The sequence below is a fragment of the uncultured Agitococcus sp. genome (genome assembly GCF_937920075.1).
In the GTDB taxonomy this organism is placed as follows: Bacteria; Pseudomonadota; Gammaproteobacteria; order Pseudomonadales; family Moraxellaceae; genus Agitococcus.
Window position 1 is genome coordinate 1 of sequence record NZ_CALETI010000130.1, and the last position, 22,790, is coordinate 22,790.

General features: G+C 40.3%; 19 protein-coding genes and 2 tRNA genes. 8 read left to right on the top strand and 13 right to left on the bottom strand.

The window, feature by feature from the left end:
• The 3 genes from Q0212_RS04805 to Q0212_RS04815 form a co-directional block, all read right to left on the bottom strand.
• Positions 1-1,103: GumC family protein (locus Q0212_RS04805; protein WP_297923004.1), on the bottom strand; the 1,103-nt coding region annotated here is incomplete at its 3' end.
• A gap of 14 nt (positions 1,104-1,117) precedes the next feature.
• Positions 1,118-1,750 (bottom strand): polysaccharide biosynthesis/export family protein, encoded by a 633-nt coding sequence (locus Q0212_RS04810; protein ID WP_297923007.1) that lies wholly within the window; start codon positions 1,748-1,750, stop codon positions 1,118-1,120.
• A 17-nt stretch (positions 1,751-1,767) separates the two neighbouring features.
• Entirely contained in the window at positions 1,768-3,018 is a 1,251-nt protein-coding gene (locus tag Q0212_RS04815) for an outer membrane beta-barrel protein (RefSeq protein ID WP_297923010.1), read from the bottom strand.
• Positions 3,019-3,388: 370 nt separating this feature from the next.
• Here Q0212_RS04815 and Q0212_RS04820 point away from each other — a divergent pair.
• Positions 3,389-3,478: transfer RNA gene (locus Q0212_RS04820), tRNA-Ser, on the top strand.
• 93 nt (positions 3,479-3,571) lie between these two features.
• Positions 3,572-3,648, top strand: a tRNA-Arg gene (locus Q0212_RS04825).
• Between the two features lie 158 nt (positions 3,649-3,806).
• Here the strand turns inward: Q0212_RS04825 and proB are convergent.
• The 4 genes from proB to rplU all read right to left on the bottom strand — a co-directional run bounded on the left by proB (position 3,807) and on the right by rplU (position 6,927).
• On the bottom strand, positions 3,807-4,931 hold the full coding sequence (proB, locus tag Q0212_RS04830; protein WP_297923013.1) for a glutamate 5-kinase: 1,125 nt from the start codon (positions 4,929-4,931) through the stop codon (positions 3,807-3,809).
• A gap of 8 nt (positions 4,932-4,939) precedes the next feature.
• On the bottom strand, positions 4,940-6,151 hold the full coding sequence (cgtA, locus tag Q0212_RS04835; RefSeq protein WP_297923015.1) for an Obg family GTPase CgtA: 1,212 nt from the start codon (positions 6,149-6,151) through the stop codon (positions 4,940-4,942).
• Between the two features lie 188 nt (positions 6,152-6,339).
• Positions 6,340-6,600, bottom strand: a complete 261-nt coding sequence (gene rpmA, locus Q0212_RS04840) for a 50S ribosomal protein L27 (protein WP_297923018.1) — start codon at positions 6,598-6,600, stop codon at positions 6,340-6,342.
• 15 nt (positions 6,601-6,615) lie between these two features.
• The gene (gene rplU / locus Q0212_RS04845) at positions 6,616-6,927 is read right to left on the bottom strand and encodes a 50S ribosomal protein L21 (RefSeq protein ID WP_297923020.1); all 312 of its coding nucleotides are present in this window, start codon (positions 6,925-6,927) and stop codon (positions 6,616-6,618) included.
• Positions 6,928-7,168: 241 nt separating this feature from the next.
• Between rplU and Q0212_RS04850 the strand changes: the two genes are divergently transcribed.
• On the top strand, positions 7,169-8,134 hold the full coding sequence (locus Q0212_RS04850; protein WP_297923024.1) for a polyprenyl synthetase family protein: 966 nt from the start codon (positions 7,169-7,171) through the stop codon (positions 8,132-8,134).
• Between the two features lie 25 nt (positions 8,135-8,159).
• On the opposite strand, the gene Q0212_RS04855 is transcribed toward Q0212_RS04850, so the two are convergent.
• From Q0212_RS04855 to lptF, 5 genes are all read right to left on the bottom strand, one after another.
• Positions 8,160-9,149 (bottom strand): hypothetical protein, encoded by a 990-nt coding sequence (locus Q0212_RS04855; protein WP_297923027.1) that lies wholly within the window; start codon positions 9,147-9,149, stop codon positions 8,160-8,162.
• A gap of 295 nt (positions 9,150-9,444) precedes the next feature.
• Positions 9,445-9,810, bottom strand: coding sequence for a hypothetical protein (locus tag Q0212_RS04860; protein WP_297923029.1), 366 nt, complete (start codon positions 9,808-9,810; stop codon positions 9,445-9,447).
• 1 nt (position 9,811) lies between these two features.
• Positions 9,812-10,534, bottom strand: a complete 723-nt coding sequence (locus tag Q0212_RS04865; RefSeq protein WP_297923032.1) for a protein phosphatase 2C domain-containing protein — start codon at positions 10,532-10,534, stop codon at positions 9,812-9,814.
• Between the two features lie 357 nt (positions 10,535-10,891).
• A complete protein-coding gene (gene lptG, locus Q0212_RS04870; protein WP_297923034.1) occupies positions 10,892-11,959 on the bottom strand; it encodes an LPS export ABC transporter permease LptG in 1,068 nt (355 codons plus the stop codon).
• Positions 11,956-13,068: an LPS export ABC transporter permease LptF gene (gene lptF / locus Q0212_RS04875; protein ID WP_297923039.1), complete on the bottom strand. Its 1,113-nt coding sequence runs from the start codon at positions 13,066-13,068 to the stop codon at positions 11,956-11,958. The genes lptG and lptF overlap by 4 nt, the downstream gene beginning before the upstream one ends.
• Positions 13,069-13,308: 240 nt before the next feature.
• On the opposite strand from lptF, the gene Q0212_RS04880 reads away from it, so the two are divergent.
• The 5 genes from Q0212_RS04880 to Q0212_RS04900 all read left to right on the top strand — a co-directional run bounded on the left by Q0212_RS04880 (position 13,309) and on the right by Q0212_RS04900 (position 20,390).
• A complete protein-coding gene (locus tag Q0212_RS04880; protein ID WP_297923042.1) occupies positions 13,309-14,793 on the top strand; it encodes a leucyl aminopeptidase in 1,485 nt (494 codons plus the stop codon).
• Positions 14,780-15,202 (top strand): DNA polymerase III subunit chi, encoded by a 423-nt coding sequence (locus tag Q0212_RS04885; protein ID WP_297923045.1) that lies wholly within the window; start codon positions 14,780-14,782, stop codon positions 15,200-15,202. The genes Q0212_RS04880 and Q0212_RS04885 overlap by 14 nt, the downstream gene beginning before the upstream one ends.
• A gap of 8 nt (positions 15,203-15,210) precedes the next feature.
• Entirely contained in the window at positions 15,211-15,573 is a 363-nt protein-coding gene (locus Q0212_RS04890; protein ID WP_297923048.1) for a hypothetical protein, read from the top strand.
• Positions 15,570-17,300 (top strand): DUF748 domain-containing protein, encoded by a 1,731-nt coding sequence (locus Q0212_RS04895; protein WP_297923052.1) that lies wholly within the window; start codon positions 15,570-15,572, stop codon positions 17,298-17,300. Before Q0212_RS04890 ends, Q0212_RS04895 begins: the two co-directional genes overlap by 4 nt.
• A gap of 405 nt (positions 17,301-17,705) precedes the next feature.
• Positions 17,706-20,390, top strand: a complete 2,685-nt coding sequence (locus tag Q0212_RS04900; protein ID WP_297923055.1) for a hypothetical protein — start codon at positions 17,706-17,708, stop codon at positions 20,388-20,390.
• 47 nt (positions 20,391-20,437) lie between these two features.
• Here Q0212_RS04900 and metE read toward each other — a convergent pair whose 3' ends face one another.
• Positions 20,438-22,720, bottom strand: a complete 2,283-nt coding sequence (gene metE, locus Q0212_RS04905) for a 5-methyltetrahydropteroyltriglutamate--homocysteine S-methyltransferase (RefSeq protein ID WP_297923058.1) — start codon at positions 22,718-22,720, stop codon at positions 20,438-20,440.
• Between the last annotated feature and the right edge of the window lie 70 nt (positions 22,721-22,790).

The following is a 22,790-nucleotide window of genomic DNA, read 5'->3' on the forward strand; positions in this document are numbered from 1 at the left end:
GGCACAACAGCAGGATCAATCACTCTTGCATTAGCAGTTTCTAATTCTAAACTATCATTAGCCTGTTTAATGCGCGTAAAAAATGTGTCATACAAATTACGATTCGTTTGTACTTCTCGTTGTAATTCTTGAAATTTAAACTCTTTTCTAGACAATTCAATTGAGGCCTCTTTTGCCTGATTAAATGCTTTTTGTGCCTCATTTAATTCCAATTGAGCCTGTATTAAAGCGGGGTGTTTTTCACCATAACGCTGACTAATTTCTGCAACTTTAAATTGTGCCTGCACTACACGTTGATTAATTTGAGTTAATTGTTCTGTTGATAATCCCAGTACACTCGTCTTGGCTGCTCCACCGCCCTCAACCAAATTATTCTGCTCACGGTATTCTTGTAATTTTTTTTCTGACGCTTCCAAATTTGCTTTAAGTGCACCTAAACGAGTTGATAACCAGTCAGCAGCATTTTGAGTTAACGTCACTCGAGCTTCCATTTGACTATCAATATAGACTTTTGCCATTGCATTGGATACACGAGCCGTTAAAACACGATCATAAGATTGAAACGTAATTTTGACTAATTGCGTTTGTCGGATCGGTTCTATTGAAACATCAGTCATAAACTTATCAACAAGCTTATTAAATTGCTCATCTTCAGTTGGAATAGGATTTTTCTCATGACCAACTGGTAAATATTGCTGCCAATCTATTAACTGCCACCATGCCTTTTCCTCTTCCTTTGCAATTTGATTTTGCATTAAATAATCGGGATGCTCAGCAATACTTAACTCTCTAACAACTCGTGCCGCTAACTCTCGTGATTTCAAAATTTCAAATTGTGTTTGTAAATACTCTTTACCTGTAACATCAGCACCATAAACATCGTCTAAAGAGGTTAAAGTCTTTCCTTGTTTTTGTTCAATTAACAATGTAGTGGATGCTTTATAAACAGGCCGCATTGCTGAAACAAAAAAAATAGCTGCTAGTGTCACTGCAATAGCTAAGCCTAAAATGCCCCATTTAAAACGCATTAATACACGCCAATAATGACGCAAATCAATAGCATCTTCCTGCTGAACAGGCAGAGTATTGTCAAATCGTTCCATTGTTAGTACCCAAATTAGAAGAAACTTTGCTCAATGGTAATAGTATCACCAGGCTGAATGACTGCATTTAAAGTTGTTAATCGAGGTGTTCCAGTAGGATCATTTTCATGAACCACATAGATTTTAGTTAATGATGCACGTGGTGTCAGACCACCTGCCAATGAAATCGCTTTACGCACAGTTAAGCCTGGCTGATAAGCAAAACCACCAGGTTTACCTACTTCGCCATTTATAAAAAATGGACGATATTCTAATATACCCACATAAACTTTAGGATCAACCAAATAACCATCTTTTAAACTTGAAGTTAATAAAAACTGCAACTCACTAATTGTTTTATTTTTAGCTTGAACCTCACCCAAAAAAGGATACAAGAAGCTACCTGCATCACTTAAACGGATTTCCATACTCAGTTCTTTTTCACCAAAAACTGTAATATTTAATTTATCACCAGCCCCTAGACGATAATCAGAGACATTATTATTAACAACAATTGGTTGATCAACAATCAAAGAAGGGGACGTAACAATAGCGGAGTTATTTTCTTTATCAGTTGGCAAACCAAAGAATCTATCCAATAAACCTGCATGGACAGGAGTCCATGCAAGCATTGATAGCAACACCAAACACAAACGTAGGTTTTGCATAAATGACACGCCCAATATTATAAGCTAACTTGAGCACCAATTGACATTACATTACGAGTATTACTAAAATCTTTGACAGTAGAGTCTTTGTCAGAACTATTAACACCAACACTCCACACCAACCAACGGCGCATTTGATAATTCAATGATACACCATAGTTAGTTGTGTCATCAGAGCGAGCCTTTGTCCCCGCAGGCGCATTCGGTGCAACAGTATAATCATCTTTAGACATACCAAAATTAACCGTAGTATTTACACGATCCAACCATTGATGAGTCCAAGACAAATTATAATTAGTGTTTTCTGTCGCTGCGTATGGAGCGGAAGCATCTGTTACTCTAGCACCACCACTAACATTAATCGTATCTAATGGTAACGGCTTCCAAACCATTCCTAAATCCCAAGTAAATTTATCAATATCTTTACCACCATCAACCTTACGCTTACCTTGACCTAAACGCAATTTGCCTGTGGTTTGAATACTATTTTCCCAAGTAATACCTGCCAAAATACGATTATCTTTGCTATCAGGTGTGACACCCTTATAATTTGTATCAGAAATCTCGTAATCTACTAAAAACGTTGTTTTAGGCATTAAACGCGCACGCACACCCAACAACACATTAAATGTATCATTATCACGACCTAATGCCGATGAATTACGTGAATAACGCTTTTGATTCAAATCAGCATTAGCTACTAACAAACCACGGGCTGTTTTAGCACCATACTCCCCACCTAAACGCAAGGTTGCCAAGTTGTATTTATCAACTTCGCCGATACCTTCGTCAATTACACCATCGTCATTACCATCTTGACGAATTCTAAATAAACTAAGGCCAGAACTAGCTCCTTGTCCACGATCATCATGCAACATACCATACGCTAAACCCGCATCGTAGCGTAAACGAGCTGTAGGCTCTATATGGGCATTTAAATCAATTTTATGGTCATTGTAGCTATCATCACTATCATTGGCATAACCAGCTGCATTCAAGTTATAAACTAACTTATAAACATTCGCACGATCTTGCGCAACAAAAGCAAAATTCGGATTCACAACCTGAGAGAACGAACTCACCTCATTAGAGCTTAAAGAATAAATATTGTCATCAAACACTGTTTTTGCATTTAATGTTGGCACAAGTACAAAAGCTCCAAAAGGAACTGCTTGTGGTTGCAGTGCAATTTCTGCGCTAGCGGTTTGCGCCCCTACCAAACAGGTCAATCCCAACAAGGACACACCTAAAATATTCTTGCGTTCCATATTTTTCCCTCGAATAGGTTATCAAACAACGAGTCATCAATACCAAAAATTGACTAACAAACCTTAGCAAATACAACTTGGTAATTTATACTTCCAATTTTAGCACTAGGTCTCACTTTAAGTCACCTACAATGTGGTAACCTTGAAAACTCAATTGCCGATCAAGCTTAAAACAAATACCAATTGATACGCCAAAAACTGCGTGTCTTTATAGCACATTTTCTCCTCAATCCTCAAACCATTGTCGGACATTTTAACCTTTTCGTCCGAATGCGACACCGATCACAAAACAAACGCACATTTATTAAGCAAACACATTAAAAAACATCTTTCATTTTTTTATATTAATGCTATGATTCGCGCCCTGTGCGGTGAGATGGGTGAGTGGCTGAAACCACGTCCCTGCTAAGGACGCATACGGGTAACCGTATCGAGGGTTCGAATCCCTCTCTCACCGCCATTACATTTTTTTTGTAACATTTCGCAAACGCGATTTAAATTCAAAATAAATGTTGACATCAAAAAAAAGTGGCATATAATACGCCACCTCAACGCGCCCGTAGCTCAGTTGGATAGAGCACCAGGCTACGAACTTGGGGGTCGGGAGTTCGAATCTCTCCGGGCGCGCCACCTAATTTAAAACAATTCAAATTTGATGCCAAAAATAATTGGCACTCATCACAAAATAAAATCAGTAACAAGCAATCAAAACATCAACATCATCTATTCAGTAACAAATTAGTATATTCAAACCATAAAAAATAAGGGCAGATATCCCACCCTTATAGTTATGTAATTGCAATATTATCCCGATGCATTAACTCTTCATCACTCATATAACCCAATACATCCGCTATTTGTAATGAAGACAAGCCAATAATCTGCCTTGCTTCTTCAGCATTATAATTCACTAAACCAACTGCTAACTGTTTGCCAGCCTCATCGACACAAGCCACCGCCTCTCCACGCAAAAACTGCCCCTCAACAGCCTTAACACCAACTGGCAACAAACTTCTACCTTGCTCTATTAAGGCGCGTACCGCACCTTTATCGAGCACAACTCGTCCAGCCGTTTGTAAATGTGCTGCCAACCATTGTTTACGCGCCGTTAAACGATCATCATCAGGTAACAGCAAAGTTCCCAATGATTCCCCCGCTGCCAAACGTTGTAAAATATTAGGGCTACGGCCACTGGCAATCACTGTTGCACACCCCGAACGAGCCGCAAAACGCGCCGCTCGAACTTTAGTAATCATGCCACCACGCCCTAACACACCACCACCACCAGCCATTGCAAACAGACTTTCATCCATGGCTCGTACTTCTGGCAATAAAGTTGCGGTTGCATCATGGCGTGGGTCACGATCAAACATACCTTCTTGATCGGTAAGAATAATCAACGCTTCGGCATCGACCAAATTAGCCACTAACGCCGCTAAAGTATCGTTATCACCAAAGCGAATTTCATCCGTGGCAACTGTGTCATTTTCGTTAATAACAGGAATAACCTTCCAGTTAATTAAAGTGGTTAAGGTTGAACGGGCATTTAAATAACGTTGCCGATCCGATAAATCTTCATGTGTTAGTAAGATTTGCGCTGTTTTACAGTTAAACTCTCGAAAATGTGACTCATAAGCCTGAACCAAGCCCATTTGACCAATAGCAGCACACGCTTGCAAGTCGTGCAAGGAATCTGGACGATGGCTAATCCCCATTCTGACCATACCTTCAGCAACAGCACCCGAAGAAACTAAAATAAGCTCTATCCCTTGTTGCGCTAAAGCAACCATTTGCTCCACCCAAGAGCGCATGGCTTGTTGATCCAAACCTTGACCATTCGCCGTTAATAAAGCCGAACCAATTTTGACGACCCAACGACGGGCTTGCTGCAATTTATGGCGATTATTTGTCATTTTCTTACTCAACGCTGGTAAATAACTTCCATATCTCCATCATCGTCGTCATCCCAATCATCGTCATCTTCAAAACCAGCTTCTTTATTAGCCAAATATTGCGCACGTTGCTGTGCACGTAGATTTTGAATTTGTTGACGCGTTTCTTCTTCCAATAAACGACGTTTTTCGGCCTCTGCTTCGGCAAACTCTGGATTTTCTGCTTCTAATTGACGTTGTTCTTCAATAGCTTCCATCAATTTATAACAAACCTGCATTGCACCATCACGGGTTAAACCAGATGTCTTAAATACAGGCCCTTGCCAATCCAAACGCTCAAGAATATCTTGCTCAATTAATTCAACTTCTTCAGGTAAAGCCAAATCAATTTTATTTAATACTAGCCAACGAGGCAAAGCAGCCAATGCAGGAGAAAATTTTTCTAACTCTAAGCTAATTGCCGTAATATTTTCAACAGGATCACTACCATCAACTGGCGCAATATCAACCAAATGCAATAAAAATCGGGTACGTGCAAGATGCTTAAGGAAACGAATACCTAATCCTGCTCCTTCTGCTGCCCCTTCAATTAAACCGGGGATATCAGCCATCACAAAAGAGCGATGACGATCGACATCAACTACCCCTAAATTTGGTACTAATGTCGTAAAAGGATAATCTGCCACTTTAGGCTTGGCTGCTGACACCGCACGAATAAAAGTGGATTTACCTGCGTTTGGCAATCCCAACAAACCAACATCAGCAAGGACTTTTAATTCCAAACGTAATTGACGAGCTTCGCCAGCAAAACCTGATGTTGCTTTTTGTGGCGAACGATTAGTGGAGCTTTTAAAATGAATATTACCCAAGCCACCACGACCACCTTTAGCCACCAACAATTTTTGGTTTGCTTCTACTAAGTCGCCCAGCACCTCATTGGTATCTTCATCAACAATCGTTGTACCAACAGGCACTTTTAACACAACATCCGCGCCGCTTTTGCCACTACAATTTGCACCACGACCGCCTTGACCACGATCCGCACGAAACTTACGGGTGTAACGATAATCCACTAAAGTATTAGCATCAGGATCAGCCTCAATCCAAATACTACCGCCACGACCGCCATCACCGCCGTCAGGCCCACCAAAAGGAATAAACTTTTCTCGGCGAAAACTCACACAGCCATTACCTCCGTGACCCGCCTCAACTTGGATAATTGCTTCATCAACAAAACGCATGATGTCTTCGCCCTAAACCTTTTTAGGACTTACGCGGCTATCGCTTATTTGCTCACTTTTCAATCGCCTTCAACGACCTCATGCTCACAAACGCGCTAATTTCAGTGAAATGCGTAAGTCCTGTTTAAAAAAACTCTAACCACAAAGCAAAAAGCCCCGATAATCGGGGCTTTTTTAGTTTGAACTGATTAAGCAGCCACTTCAACAACCGCATATTGACGGTTGAAAGGACCTTTAGTTACAAACTTTAAAACACCATCGGCTTTAGCAAATAAGGTATGGTCACGACCAATGCCTACATTTTCACCTGGCCAGAATTGTGTGCCACGTTGACGAACGATAATATTGCCAGCAGAAATTTGTTGGCTACCGTACACTTTTACACCTAAACGTTTGGCCTGTGAGTCGCGGCCGTTACGGGTAGAACCACCCGCTTTCTTGTGTGCCATGACGAATATCCCCCATTAAGCACTAATAGCTGTGATTTTCAACTCGGTAAACCATTGACGGTGACCTTGTTGTTTACGATAGTGCTTACGGCGACGCATTTTAACAATGCGTACTTTCTCATGACGACCATGACCAAGCACTTCAGCTGTAACTTTAGCTCCAGCAACCACTGGAGTACCAATTTGAATGTTTTCGCCATTCACTACCATTAAAATATCTTCAAGAGTAATGCTTTGGCCTGGCTCTGCGTTTAATAACTCAACTTTGAGCTTTTCGCCTTCAACAACGCGATGTTGTTTGCCGCCACTTTTAATAACCGCGTACATAGTCGCCGACTCCGTAAATCTGCGGAGCTTCTTCTAAGCCCACAGTGATAAATTCGCAAGGTGCGCGATTGTATGCAAAATGTTGACTGAGTGCAAGCATCTCTTAACAAAGCTTAAAGAAAAAGCGTTTTTTTATGATTTATTCGTTAAGGAGTGGTAGTAAACACAAGCTACTGTTAGCATTAGCATGATAAGGACAACAATGACACCACCATCTTTTTGTTAATAATTGGGTTCATCTATGAGCTTTAATGAGATTTTAAATACGGTTGCTGACGATTTTGCAGCTGTTGATCACTTTATTACCCATCATTTAAATTCACGCGTTCCACTAATTATGCAAGTCAGTCAATATTTAGTGGATGGCGGGGGCAAACGTTTAAGACCATTAGTATGTTTATTATCAGCACGAGCAACAGGTTACACCGAAGGCAATGCTCATGTGTTAGCGGCTGCCATTATTGAGATGTTACATACAGCTACCCTAATTCATGATGATGTGGTGGACGAATCTGATTTACGTCGTGGCCGAGCCACTGTGAACTCAGCATGGAATAATGCCACCGCCGTTTTAGTGGGTGACTTTTTAATTTCACGCGCCTTCCAATTAATTGTCAGCTTAAAAAGCCAAGCCATTTCAGAAATTATGTCTGATAGCACTTGTATTGTGGCTGAGGGTGAAGTTTTACAATTAATTAATCAACGCGACCCTGATACCACCGAACAACGTTATATGGATGTTATTTATAGCAAAACAGCACAATTGTTTGTGGCAGCCACAGAAACGGGCGCAGAACTTGGTAATCCTGTTTATCGTCCAGCGATGAAAAAATATGCAGTGCATTTTGGTGCTGCCTTTCAAATTATTGATGACATTATGGATTACACTAGCAGTGCTGAAGAAATGGGTAAAAATGTGGGTGATGATTTAGCCGAGGGCAAGCCTACCCTACCGTTGATTCAAGCCATTAAAACCTCTGCAACAGCTCAGGCACAATTAATTAAAGATGCCATTAAAACAGGTGGCCTTGAACATTTAAACGAAATTTTGACTATTGTTAGAACCTCTGGTGCACTTGATTATTGTATGCAACGTGCACAGGAAGAGTCGCAATTAGCGATTGATGCCTTAGCTGAAATTCCTGCATCAAAATATAAAGATGCCTTAATTGCTTTGGCAAAATTAGCTTTAAAAAGAACGGCTTAACAAAAAGCCCCATCAGGGGCTTTTTTTAACGGCGTCGATCGGTGGGGATATAATCGTGTGGCCCTGCCTCAGCGCCATACGCATACTTAAACAAGCGTGAACGTTGGTCGCAATAATCACCACGTCCAATGCCTTTAATATAATGACTATTTAACATATGTCCTTTTTTATCAGGAATCACAAAAATTGCACCTGATGTGTCATGGTAATGTGCCAAGACACCAACTCGTGCAAAAAAATCTTTACCATTAGCAAAATGTTCTACATAAGGCACGCTATGGCCATGCTCTGCACTTAAAGCATGATCAATATGCAAACTATCGGCTGCGCCACCAATACAATACACTTCTAACTTATGCGCATGTAAACGTAAAACGGGATCTTTTAGCACTTTGCGGACGATATAACTCGCCACAATCGTTCCTTGAGAATACGTCGTTAACACCACTTTCTCATGGCTTAACAACGCATTTTTAACAATATTAAATGCTGGGCGGGATAAATAACCATCTTTGCGTAAACTACGTGCGGTAATGGCATTCCATAAATCGCGGACAACGCCTGCCGTTGGGGTATGAATTAAATGTATTGGCCGTTGAAAGGTGGCAGCAACCTCTTTGGCCTCTAACAATGCCATCGCTGGGCTGGTACAAATACCATTAATAAAAAACCATTTACTTTGACGTTTTTCTTGTGGCCACACATAATCATGGGGAATAACCGCCAACGTACCATAAGATACAGACTTACGCTCAGTAGGAACAATCATCTGCGCAACAACAGACAAATAATCTAAATAACTAGGATAACTATTTGGCCATAATTCTGGATGAGAATCATCTTCAGGTTTTAAGGGAAAAACAATCCAAGGCAGTTCAACAGCATGAACTAACAACAAACGAATATCGCGTAATAAAGAGTAACGACCACCAACTATACGTCGTGCTAATTTGGTTCCCTTTTGAATTGGATTTTTGCGTTGTTCTAACTCAACTAAAGGCTGATATTGACTCATTTATGACTCTCTTTAGACTACACAATATCAATCGCTACTTTGCTTATTTCTATAACCACATTAATTTAATCTTGGCATCACAACAAAGAAATAAGTGAATATTTTGATATTTTTTTGATTTACACACGATAATAAATCAAAGTGAGTAACTGACTTAGCTAATCTTGTTGAACAAGCTAACAAAAAGAAAAACACCATAATGTGACCTACATCTCACTTATGGTATCAAATATGAAGAAATTACAAACAAATTAAGCTAACTAACCAAGCTTATAACTGACAATACTGTAGCTGCTTAAAGCATATAAACCATAAATATCGTTGTTAACACCATAGAAAATAATAACACTGCCAATAAGAATACATCTTCTTGCAACACTTCTGTATCTTCAGATAAAAATACAGCCGTTGTTGATCCAAGCTGATGATTGAGACCCACGTGAATGGGCAGACTTGGCAAAGTTTGCGTATTATGTTTTTTGTGTGTTTTGATAGGTAACGTTCCTAATTGACTACTATCTAAATCTTTTTTACGCAACCAAATATCTTTAATAATTGCGCGTCTTTCTTTGCGCCAAGTATCATGGCTAAGCTCACCTTCTGCCCAACTTCTAGCCACTTCGGCTAATCTGGCATTGGCTTGAGGGTAATCTTTTTTCATATTAGGCCTCATTTACTCGAATCACGATCAGTGTCACATTATCTAAAGCTCCTTTGGCTAAGGCTTTTTCCATTAAAATTTGCACTGACTTTTCGGGGTTTTCTTGGATTAAATTGGCAGCTATTATTTCTTCGGGTAACTCGTTATAAAAGCCGTCACTACACAGTATATACCAATCACCCGCTTTAACTGTGAACACGCGCACTTCTGGATATAAATTTTCAGCACCACCGACGGCACGAGTAATGACATTACGATGTGGATGATACGCCGCTTGCTCATGGGTAAGCATACCTGCATCAATCATTTCTTGTACGGCTGAATGATCATGAGAAATACGAGATAATTCTCCTTCTCTAAATAAATAGGCTCTAGAATCGCCAGCCCAGATACAAGCACCCATCGTATCAATAAAAAACAAACTGACAACGGTTGTACCTAAAGTACGGCCACCTAAAGCCTCTTGGCCATGCTTGCGTAATTGATGATTGACTAACAACAGTTTGTCTTCAATTGAATCAACAAAGTCGGCAAGATCAGATGAAGCCTTCAATTGTGCTAATCCATTAACCACGGACTGACTCGCTACATCACCCGCAGCGTGTCCTCCCATGCCATCAGCGACAACCCATAAGCCAATATCAGGCCGAGACAATAAGTTATCTTCGTTTATTTTTCTTTTCGCACCTACATCGGTGGCCTGTGCAGAAGTCCAAGTCAACAAAATCGTATTCTCTTTTATTTATTGAAGAAGATATTGGCTTAGAGCAGGTTATTCTCTTGGCAATATCTTCTATTATTATTTATCAGTTTAGCAGGCTTAAAATATTTATCCTCTTAGGATAGAGATAGCCAAGTTAAAATCATAAGCTTTACCGTTCATTTGCTTGCAAATTAACCATTCCTAATGTTTATTTTACTAAGGATAACTTCAGTAAAATACATAAGTCCTAATTTCTGTTTGATAAAATGTTGCAAAAAAATGATACTGTCAACACTTGTTTAAGTTAAGCAACAAAATTTCCTACTAAAATTGTGATGATTAAGCTGTTTTGGCTTTATCCAGTCCTCGATAGACTTTTTATTTCACTCTGGCTAAAGCCCAAACTCCTCCCAATAAACAAAATGCAATTGGCAAAGCAGCAGCTAAGAGTGGCGAAAAATCATAAACCAAACTCGCATAGCCAGAAAAATCTTGTAAATACCTAAAACCCAAGCCCGCAAAAATACCAAAAATTAGTCGTAAACCCATTGTGACCGAACGTAATGGGCCAAAAATAAACGAACAAGCAACTAAAACCATGGATAAGGTTGCAATTGGGGCAAGTACCTTTTTCCAAAACTCTAAAAAATATTGTGTAGCAACCAAACCTTGTCCTTGTAAATAATCAGCATATCGATATAAGCGTGTAGGTGCTAAATACTCAGGGGAAACGGTGACTAATTGTAAAAAATCTGGCGTTAACTCGCTGTGCCATACCCGACTAGACTGCTGCTTGCTTTCAACTTGGCCTTTTTGATCAATTTTATGTTCTACTACTTGGTGTAATAACCATTGATTCTCTTGTTGATAGTCACCTTGTTGAGCAAACTGTTTATTAATAAGCACACCATCAGCAGAAAACTGATAAAAGCTTATGCCATGTAGTTTACCCTCAGGACTGACATTGTGCATTTGTACAAATGTATTGCCTTGTTTTTGCCAATATCCCCATAATTCGCCTGAACTGACCGATTGACCTAACGCAAGTGATTTATAAGCCTCGGCTTTGGGCTGAGAGACAGGTACTACATACTCAGCAATTAATAAGCTACCAATCACCAATAACAGCGCAGGCTGCATCACCCACAACACAATCCGCCACACGCTCAAACCTGCAGCCCGCATGACTGTTAACTCAGCATGGTTGGCCAATAAACCCAAGCCAACAATACCGCCAATTAATGCAGAAACTGAAATCATGTCATACAAGCGTAATGGCAAGGTCATTAACACATATGTAAAAGCTTGTGCTGCTTGATAATTATCGCGTAAGTCTTCTAACTCCCCTAAGAATGAGAAAACAACATCTAAGCCCAATAACAGCACTAAAACAATGGCCATTGCGGATAAAACAGTGACTCCGACATAACGTGCTAAACGGCTCATACGGCTGCTCCTTTAGCATCTCGCCATGCCTGATAGCGAAGTTTTATGTCGTCCCACGACAGCAATAAAATGCCTAGGCCAAAATAAAAGATATGCACTGACCACAAACCTATTTCGGCCATTTTACCTTTAGCGATTTTGTTGCGTGTTGCACCAATCAACACCACAAGGCTGATATACAACAAGATGGCAGGGAGTAATTTAAGATAACGACCTTGGCGGGGATTTACTTTTGATAGTGCAATAGCCAACAACAACCCCGTTGGGGCTAATAAGGGCATAGAACAACGCCACAACCACTCACCTAAAGCAATTTTGTCGCCTTGTTGAATACGTTGTTGAATGTCGGGAGTGCTAAATGCACGGATTTTGGTGATTTCTGGCTCTTGAACTTCAAAGCGTAAACGCATCTGATAATTTTTAAATGCTAAACGGTTATAGGCAATTTGACCTGCCACTAATTCATAACGATAACCATCGGTTAAGATTAAGGTTTGTCGTCCTGTATTGGCGTCTATTTGGCGGGTGGCTGTTTTGGCAAACAACATGATTTGGCTTGTACCATGCTCTCGTTGTTTTTCACTATATAAAGTCACATCTAATAATTGGCTTTTGTCTGTCGACATGGCGTTAGCATATAACATATGGCTATCAATTTTCTGAAACTGACCCACCTTCACCATATCAAACGCATTACGATTGGCTTGTTGGCTAAAGACTTTTTCGTATAAATAATTGCCTTTAGGGGTAAAATATAAGCTTAAACTGGCAACAGTGACAGTAATTAATAAAACAACAGGCACTAGGCTACCAATTAGCTGCCAACGACTAATGCCACTACTGCTTAACACCGCCATTTCGTTATCAATATATAAACGGCCAAAGACTAATAACACAGCAATAAACAGCGACAAAGGGATAATCAGCTCAAGAAAACCAGGTAAACGGTATAACAACACTGCGGATAATAAATTGACATCTAAACGACCTTCTGCCGCCATGCCAAAAAACTTAATAACACGTCCGCCCATTAAAATGAGTGTCAACAAACTGGTCACAGCGATGGTTGTTATCAACAATTGACCACTCAAATAGCGACGAATAATCACAATAACTTTGCCTTTTCTTGGTGTGACTTACAGGGTTGTTGCTTATTTGTTTATATTCCAATCATTTTTAGTGATTTTATATTCACAAAACAGATGAATTTCGCTGAAATGCGTAAGCCGTATACTGTTAAAACAATCATGAATCGGTAAACTAGGCCATATTGTAACACTAGATGAGCTTATCTTTGGATGGTTCTTTATCATCACTCATCAACAAAAATTTATGTGAGAGAGGTTGTCATGGATTTTGCGTTGTTATCTACCGTTAACCCTGCCCTTGTGCCTGCAGATGCCCTGATTATTGCCATGACCACACAAGGTTTAACGCCAACAGGTTTAGCACTTGATGAGGCCAGTGCAGGTCAATTATCAGCGGCCTTAAAAGCAGCTAATTTTGAAGCCAAACTTGGGCAAACGGTCTCTTTATATCGTTTAAATAATATTAGCTGCCCTGTGATTGTGGTGGTGGGTGCTGGTGACAGTAAAGAGTTTAACGGTCGCGCTTTACAAAAAGTAGCGGCTCAAGCTTACAAAGCCTTAAATAGCAAAATGCAAGCTGCCTATAGCTTTTTAAGCGAATTAACCGTGACCGATCGAACAGCCACACAAGTGATTAGTGACATTGCTCGTAGTACACTTGAGGTTGATTATCGTTTTGACCAATTTAAAAGCAAAAAAAATGAAACTAACAATATCACCATGACCTTAGTTGTAGGTGATGAACTCGCAAATGCCACAGGACAAACCGCTTTAAGCTGGGGACAAGCCGTGGCAACAGGCCAAAGTTTTGCCCGTGATTTAGGTAACTTGCCACCCAATATTTGTCATCCTAGCTATTTAGCCGAACAAGCTACTGCCCTCGCCAAAGGCCAACGTAAATTAAGTGTTGACGTATTAGGCGAAAAAGACATGGAAAAATTAGGCATGGGTGCATTTTTAGCGGTGTCTAAAGGTTCAGAACAAGAAGGCAAATTGATTGTCATGAATTACACAGGTGGCAAAAAAGGCGAAAAACCTGTGGTATTAGTTGGCAAAGGCATTACCTTTGATACAGGTGGCATTTCGATTAAACCTGCGGCTGGCATGGATGAAATGAAGTTTGATATGTGTGGTGCAGCTTCGGTTTTTGGTGTAATGAAAGGCATTTTAGCCGCTAAATTACCGATTAACGTGGTTTGTGTGGTCGCTGCTGCCGAAAACATGCCCTCTGGTCGTGCGACGCGTCCTAGTGATATTGTTACCACGATGTCTGGCCAAACTGTTGAAATTTTAAATACCGATGCCGAAGGTCGTTTGGTGTTGTGTGATGCCCTTACCTACGTTAAAAAATATGATCCTGCGATTGTGATTGATATTGCCACGTTAACAGGTGCTTGTGTGGTGGCTTTGGGTAAAGTTGTGTCTGGCTTATTTAGCCCAAGTGACAGTTTAGCCAATGACATTTTACAAGCTGGCGAACAAAGTAATGACCGCGCATGGCGTATGCCTGTGTTGCCTGATTACCAAGAATTATTAGACTCCCCCTTTGCGGATATTGGTAATATTGGTGGGCCTAACGGTGGCGCAATTACCGCTGCCTGTTTTTTAGCAAGATTTACCAAAGACTATACATGGGCACATTTGGATATTGCTGGCACAGCTTGGTTGTCTGGCGCACAAAAAGGCGCGACTGGCCGTCCTGTTCCTTTGTTAATGCAATATTTGCAGCATCGTGTTACAGGTTAATTTTTACTTATTATCGACAAATAGTGTAGAGTCGCGTCTGCTAACGGCATGCCGTTTGGTAGATAAGGCTCTGCAAGCTGGGCAACGGGTTTTTATTCAATTAGAGAATGACACCGATGCCCAAGCTTGTGATGAATGGCTATGGTCGTTTAAAGCAGAATCTTTTATTCCTCATCATCGTCTAGGTGATGGGAAATTTATTGACGCGCCTGTATTATTGGGACTAAAGACACCCGTTGAAGCAGATGGTGTGTTACTGAATTTAAGTACTCGTGCGCCTCAAGGTTTGGCACAATTTCAACGAGTGCTTGAAGTGATTGCAAATGATGAACAACTTAAACAAGCAGGACGTTCTCGCTGGCAATATTATCGACAACAAGGCTTTAGATTAGAAAAATACGATTTGTGAGTCCGCTTATGGCTGTTGAATTAGGTAATCATTTTCCTCAACGTTGGCAACGAGCTCCTGTTGAGTTAAGACAAAAGATTTTTGATGAGCTACAAGATATTTGTCGTTCTTTAGGCGGCGTTATTAATGAACGTGTGATTGCCAGCCCGATGACTGCTCGTCCGCCTTCTGTGCCATTAGCACCACGTGTTGCTCCTACAGGCGTTGCCCCTTCTGCCCTTGAACAAGAACTGAAAAAACGCTTTTTACAAAATGCCGATGATCTGATCGAGCAGCATTTAGATAAAGTTCGTGAAGATTTACGTCGTTGGTTGCATGGTGAAATGAATCAATTACTCAGTGATAGCCTAAAAAAAACTAACACTCCATGAGACAAAAAACCTCCTGTTTTGCTCTTTTAGCCACTTGGATTTGGCTAAATCCGTGTGCGGCTGATACTGTTGATGAATCAGCCGCCCGTAAAGCAGGTGAAGCCGCTGTTAAGAGCGTTATTCCACGCAAAATCGACTACAACAAACTCAAATTTAGCTTGGTACCTTTTGGTGTTAAAGTTAAAGAAATTACCCTCTCCGAAAACGAACGTTTTGCCAAGCATCCGCTCCGTACATGGCCATTTTTTGCTCGTGCACAAGAAGTCAGTTTAACGGCTGATTTATTACCATTATTTATTGGTCGAATTTCGGTCAATGACCTTGCTATTCAACACTTTCAAGCCAATATTTTGGTTGATAAAGATTATTCACTGAATGTTGGCGATTTGTTGCAACAAAAGCGTGGCCCATTAATGAATTGGCTACGCATTAAAAATTTCCATGCCACTGATGGCTCGATCAATATTGTAGATGCTACGGCTGCACAAGGTGCCGCTAAATTAAGCTTTGACAAAATTGATGCTCGATTTACGGGTTTTGCTGTTAAAGAAAAATTTAATATGGACATTAGTTTGCGTACACCACAAGCGACACAAACCAATGTCAGCTTACGCGGCATGGCAGGCCCATTAAATAGTGTTAAAAGTAATCAAATGCCAATTGATGGGGTGTTAACCGTCAACGATGCCCCGATTTTACCCTTCTTGGCTTATGCTCCCAAAAACCTAACCGCATACCCTGTCAGTGGTGTGGCCTCCATGAAATTACAACTCAAAGGCAACACATGGGATGGCATGAGCTCTCAAGGTGGCATTCAATTTGACAATATGATCTTGGCTGCACCTGATGGCACACAACGTGGCAAAACTTTTAGCATGGCATTGGATATTGGCCACAATGTTTTTAGCTTAAAACGTAATAGCTTAGATATTAATAATATGGCCATGACCATTCATGGCAACAAAATGACGGTTAATGGTGTGGTGCGTGGCATTCCTAAACAACCTGTGATGGATATTAATTTACGCGCTAACGGCTTAGAGCCGACCAAAATGGAAGAAGTTTATCCTTTTGTGCGCGCCTATTTACCAAAAAATTTAAGTTATAGTGGCACAACTAATCTCAATATTGATGCCCAAGGCGATACCAACAATTTAACGGCGACTGGTTTGTTAGATTCGAGTGCTTTAGGGGTATTATTGCCAGAAGTGTTTGAAAAGAAACAAGGTTCTAAACTGAAAGTCGATTTTAATGCCAAACTTGTGCCCTCCCAATTTACCATTAAAGCCAGTGCTAAAGTCCAAGGCGAAGATATTAAAATGCTTAATGCGCGTTTGTTTAAAGATGGCTTACGTGCAGTGTTGGCGAATCGTTTAACCACTAAACAGTTAGATCATGTGTTTAAAACCACCGAACAACTGAATATTAGTACGGTTGAAGGCGTGATGAATTATGAAAATAATTATATCCGTTTAGACAATATGCAACTAAAACAACTCTCTGATAATCAAGGCATTGTCGCTGATGCGGTGGTGACTGGTTCGCTGACAGTAAATAGTTTGTTAGTGCGTTGGGATGTGAATGCGCGATTGAGTAAAGAACGCTCACAACAGCTAGTTAAAATCGCTCCAAATTTAGCAACGCTTACTGATAATGATGGCCGCATTCCTTTTGCTTTTAAAGTCGAGGGCTATTTGGATAAAGAGCTAAAAGTTTCTTTACAATAAATGAGTTATGACTTTTTATAGTATCCAATACATTAAATCGTCCTACAATCCAACCATTTTTCGTAAAACACTCGATAGATATACTACCATTCTGCTATATACGGCTTTTGATAAATTTAAAAACCGTCATACATAAGTAGTACTTACGCACTTCACCTTCAGGCGTGCGTTTTGTGAGCATAAAACTGTTACCAACGGTTGAAGTGCGACAAATAAGCAATAACCGCGTAAGTCCTAATAAGTTCTGTTATTATTGTTGTTTGAAAAAATGCTTTTTTTAATCGGTCACAAATATAACTCTGTTTTGCGTATCCGCAATAATCACCGTATAATGACGAGCCGATTTAAGTCTATCTGCAAAGCATATAACAATAATAACAACCAAATCCTAAAGGTTGCGCATTCATGAAAACGGTTGCCAATTTATTTGCGACAAGTTATGAACGTCTGGAGTCTGACCATCAACAAGACCGACAATTTATTCGCCTCGAACGCCTTGCGCCCGAGGAAGACAGCTATTGCACCTACGTTAAACGCGTTGACAGCTTAGCTCAAAACGAATATTGGATTGCCCGTGAAAAAAACATTTTAATGTTGTTAAAACGTGTGCCTCATGTTGCTCGTTTGCGTAAAGAAAAAGAAGACGAAAAAACAGATGATGCTTATCAAACCATAAAAATCAAAGATGCTGGCATTTCTTTGGCTCATTGGTTAGGAACAAAGCCTAAACTTGCCTCAAATAATCACGAATTAAAACATCCTTTAGTCTATGTACAATCGTTTTTACAATTTGCGCGTTATAGCTTAATTGCTTTAAAAGAAATTCACCAAGCGGGTGTTATTCATGCACAATTACGCCCCGATAATATTTGTATCCCTTACAAACCACACCCTTATACGTTTGATACGCCATTACACTTAAACTTTAATAAATTATGTCTGATTGATTTTATGTTTGCGGTGAGTAACACTTTAAAGCTTTCTCGCCCTTTGCCCGTTCATGTTAATCAAAAAGCTTCTACTCAATCGGCATTAATGCGCCATGCTTTACTGAGTGACCAGCAACAACGCCATGCTGACTTAATTACTCGTATTGACTATAGCGTTGATTTATATGCGCTAGGTTTTATTTTGGAGCAGATTTTTCAACAAGATCTGATTTATCCTGCTGGATTGGATGCCGAATTATCGATGGAAATACATCGATTTATTTTAGAACTTAAAAGTTATGACAACGGTATTCCTGAAAGTGTCAAATTACGTCATTTACACTTACATCCGCATGGTGAATATCTCGCTAAAATTGATCATCTCTTAGCTATCAGTTTACAAGGGCACCATCCCGAACAGATTGAGCTGATCTTAGACCCTGCACATTTTTTAGAAGATGATTTAGTTTTTAACTTAAGTCCGATTATTGAAAATCAAGATAACATTATCAATATGGCTGAGCCATCTGACTCAATTCAACCACCTTTGGAGCCAGTTGCTACCTCAGCACTGCCATTAGCAACCTCTGTTGAGATAAAAACAATGAAGGAAACCAAGCCCTCTAAATCACTTGCACAAACGCAAGATCATATTGAACTAAGCAAAACAACCGTTATTGCCTTAATTGTGACATTACAAGTTATGTATGTATTGTACGCTGATGGCAAAAGTATGGGCTTAGACGTCTTTGCCTCTATGGGCTTAGTTGCTGTCATTGGTGCAGCCGTGATGATTGCTGGTAAAATGTTTGCACCACCACAACCATTACCGAAACGCTCAGTTTTTGATGATTTAGACGATGAAGATAACTCAGACAATACTTCTAAAACAACAGCCACTGTGATAGAGGTAAGCTCTACTCCAACAAGCCAAGCTGTTGATGAGCTGGATATGATTGCTGCTTCTGTTGCTCCTGCTATAGCTAATCATGTTAGTGCTGAAACAGTATCTGAAGATAAGGCCAACGTAACTGTTAGCAATAATGAAACAACATCAAATACAGAGATAGAAATAGAATCGGTTAAAAAAGAAGAAGACAATGCCCCTCCACCAGTCATGCTTTTTAACAAAGCCTCAGAGCCAAGCAAAAATGCAAAAGATGACGAGGCGATGGAAATCAATAAATGGGTGGTCATTGCGATTTTGATTGCCTGTCAATTAGCTTATGTAGGGTTAACAACCGATTTTGGTGGTAATAGCGCACCTGCAAGTGCTGGGGACGGTACCGAGACAGCTCCTGTTGAGTCTACGATTGAACCTACCCCTGAAGAAATTCCACCAACTGACACTGCAGCAACAGATGATTTATTAGCTGAAACCGCTCCTAGTAGCGAATCTTCTGCAGCTAATATTGAATTGCTCAGTGAAAGCAGCTCTGTTAGCACTCCACAAGTGACTACACCCAAAACACGCAGCAAAGAAGCAAGCTCTGATAGTATGTTGCTATCAGGTAGTCCAACAGCAGAAACCAAAAAGGAAAAAACACCTACACCTGCAAAAACACAAGAACCTAGCCCAGCTGTCGCTACAACAGAGTCAACAGACGCTGCAAAAACAGAAACAACCGCAGCAACACCTGAAAACAAAACCGTTGAAGTGGCCACACCTGCAACAGCTAAAGATAAAGAAATGGCTCAACCAAAAGTAGAAGCCAAAACTGAGGCTAAAACCCCCTCAACACCAAAATCTTTAACACGTGGATTGGCAGAAGCACAAAACGCCATGGGTTGGCATTATTATCATGGTGACGGAGTACCTAAAGACCTAGATGAGTCCTTTAAATGGTTTCAAAAAGCCGCTAATTTAGGTGAATCTAGTGCACAATTTAACGTTGGCATGATGTATCAAAAAGGTGAAGGTGTAAAACAAGACCTTGCCGAAGCGGCCAAATGGTATCGTAAATCGGCTGAGCAAGGTAAAGCCAGCGCACAACTTAATTTAGGTATGATGTACATTAGTGGTCGTGGTGTACGTCAGAATATTGATGAAGGCGCAAAATGGCTAAGCAAAGCTGCTGACCAAGGCGATACTACTGCTAAAGCTAACTTAGCATGGTTAATTCAACAAGGTTATATTAAAGAAGCACCGAGTGGGGAATAACCCCACTCTAACCCTCCCCTAACTTGGGGAGGGAAATATTTCAACGCTTAACTCCACTCCGCTCTCAATTCTTTTGTTGCTTGCACCATATTCGTTAAAGCTTGCTTCACTTCTGGCCATTGTCTGGTTTTTAAACCACAATCAGGATTCACCCATAATCGTTGTTTATCAATCGCCTGCCCTGCTTTATTGAGCAACTTTTTGATGGCTTCAACACTGGGAATTTGCGGTGAATGAATATCGTACACACCCGGCCCAATAGCATTGGGATAATCAAAGGCTTCAAAAGCATTTAATAATTCCATTGCCGAACGTGCGGTTTCGATGGTAATCACATCGGCATCCATTGCAGCAATATGTTCAATACAATCATTAAACTCGGAATAACACATATGGGTATGAATTTGTACATGGTTATCCACACCACTGGCACTGATTCTAAAAGCCCTCACTGCCCAACGCCAATAATTGGCCTGTTCAGATTGACGTAATGGTAATCCTTCTCTAAATGCAGGCTCATCAATTTGAATAATATGAATACCTGCCTGTGCCAAATCAGACACTTCATCACGAATCGCTAAGGCTAACTGTAAGGCAATTTGCTCACGGCTAATATCAGTCCGTGCAAACGACCATGCCAACATGGTGACTGGCCCTGTTAACATGCCTTTGACGGGTTTTTGACTTTGTTGTTGGGCATAACTCGCCCATTTGACCGTCATCGCTTGTGGACGACTCACATCACCAACAATAATGGGTGGTTTAACACAACGGCTGCCATAACTTTGCACCCAACCATTGCTGCTAAAAACAAAACCTTGTAATTGTTCGCCAAAATATTCCACCATATCATTACGTTCAGCTTCACCATGCACTAACACATCCAAATCAATTTGCTCTTGATATTGAATAGCTTGCTGAATTTCTTGCTGCATAGCTTGCTCATAGGCTTGTTCATTGAGCAACCCTTGTTTAAAGGCAGCACGCGCACGGCGAATTTCTGATGTTTGGGGAAAAGAACCAATCGTTGTTGTGGCTAATAGCGGCAATTTTAAATGTTGTTGCTGAACAATAGCTCGTTCGGCAAATGCGCTTTGCCGTTGGCTATCTTGCTCCGTTAATGCCTGCACACGTTGCTGCACGGCAACTTGTCGCCAATGTGTTGATTGATTTAACAGTTGATACGCTGCGTTATTTTGAGCAATTAACTGTTCTACTAATGGTGAATGCGGATTTAAAACAGCTTGTTTTAAGGTGCTAATTTCTGCCAATTTTTGGATGGCAAAGGCAAAACAGTCTTTAATTTCAGTGGGTAATTTTTGTTCATTGGCTAAATCAACAGGCACATGCAACAATGAGCAACTGCTAGCAATCCACAAACGATCACCTAACTTTTGTTGGGCTTGCTGAAGCAATTGTTGGCTTTGCGCTAGTGAATTACGCCAAATATTACGACCATCAACCACGCCCAACGATAGCACTTTATAATCGGGTAAAATATCCAGCACTTGTTGCCATTCTTTACCACTTCTCAAGACATCAATATGTAAACCTGCGACAGGTAAATGACACGCCAAATGCAAATTTTCATTTAAGGGGGCAAAATAAGTGGTGAGTAATAATTGTAAATCTCGACGTTGTAAACGGTTATAAGCACGCTCAAAAGCAGCTTGCCATGCGTTTGGCAAATCTAAACTTAAAATCGGCTCATCAATTTGAATATAGTTAACGCCTAATGCCATTAATTCATTAAAAATTTGGGCATAAACAGGTAATAAATTATCTAATAACTCTAATTTATCAAAGGCTTGACCATAAGTTTTACTTAACCATAAATAGGTTAATGGGCCAATTAACACCACTTTTAGCGGATGATTTAATTGTTTTGCCTCTTTCACTTCGGCCAATAAACGTTTATCGGCAAAACTAAAACGTTGATCTTGTTCAAGCTCAGGCACTAAATAATGATAGTTGGTATCAAACCACTTGGTCATTTCACAAGCCGCCGCATCTGTACCTGTTGGCGCACGACCACGCGCCAAACGAAAACTTAAATCTAAATTATCCGCTTTTTGTTCATCGCCAAAACGTTTAGGAATTACCCCAAAACGTAGACTATGATTAAGTACATGATCATAAAAAGCAAAATCGCCAACAGTAATAATATCTAAACCTGCATCAATTTGTGCTTGCCAATGACGTTGACGTAAGCTTTGTCCAACTTCTTCCAGTTGATGTTGATGGCTTTGACCAGACCAATAACTCTCTAACGCTTTTTTTAATTCACGCTGTGCGCCAATACGCGAAAAACCCAAAATATGTGTTTTCATGTTAAATGCTCGATTGATTAATAATAAGTATAGTATTCATGAGACAACAACTTGAAACAAACTCATATTT

Bases quoted from the DNA above. Each gene is read 5' to 3' on its own strand.
- Q0212_RS04860 (WP_297923029.1), bottom strand. From the start codon at position 9,810: ATGAAAAAAGATTACCCTCAAGCCAATGCCAGATTAGCCGAAGTGGCT.
- cgtA (WP_297923015.1), bottom strand. From the start codon at position 6,151: ATGCGTTTTGTTGATGAAGCAATTATCCAAGTTGAGGCGGGTCACGGA.
- rplU (WP_297923020.1), bottom strand. From the start codon at position 6,927: ATGTACGCGGTTATTAAAAGTGGCGGCAAACAACATCGCGTTGTTGAA.
- Q0212_RS04900 (WP_297923055.1), top strand. From the start codon at position 17,706: ATGAAAACGGTTGCCAATTTATTTGCGACAAGTTATGAACGTCTGGAG.
- Q0212_RS04815 (WP_297923010.1), bottom strand. From the start codon at position 3,018: ATGGAACGCAAGAATATTTTAGGTGTGTCCTTGTTGGGATTGACCTGT.
- Q0212_RS04880 (WP_297923042.1), top strand. From the start codon at position 13,309: ATGGATTTTGCGTTGTTATCTACCGTTAACCCTGCCCTTGTGCCTGCA.
- Q0212_RS04855 (WP_297923027.1), bottom strand. From the start codon at position 9,149: ATGAGTCAATATCAGCCTTTAGTTGAGTTAGAACAACGCAAAAATCCA.
- Q0212_RS04850 (WP_297923024.1), top strand. From the start codon at position 7,169: ATGAGCTTTAATGAGATTTTAAATACGGTTGCTGACGATTTTGCAGCT.
- Q0212_RS04890 (WP_297923048.1), top strand. From the start codon at position 15,211: ATGGCTGTTGAATTAGGTAATCATTTTCCTCAACGTTGGCAACGAGCT.
- lptG (WP_297923034.1), bottom strand. From the start codon at position 11,959: ATGAGCCGTTTAGCACGTTATGTCGGAGTCACTGTTTTATCCGCAATG.
- metE (WP_297923058.1), bottom strand. From the start codon at position 22,720: ATGAAAACACATATTTTGGGTTTTTCGCGTATTGGCGCACAGCGTGAA.
- proB (WP_297923013.1), bottom strand. From the start codon at position 4,931: ATGACAAATAATCGCCATAAATTGCAGCAAGCCCGTCGTTGGGTCGTC.
- rpmA (WP_297923018.1), bottom strand. From the start codon at position 6,600: ATGGCACACAAGAAAGCGGGTGGTTCTACCCGTAACGGCCGCGACTCA.
- Q0212_RS04895 (WP_297923052.1), top strand. From the start codon at position 15,570: ATGAGACAAAAAACCTCCTGTTTTGCTCTTTTAGCCACTTGGATTTGG.
- Q0212_RS04810 (WP_297923007.1), bottom strand. From the start codon at position 1,750: ATGCAAAACCTACGTTTGTGTTTGGTGTTGCTATCAATGCTTGCATGG.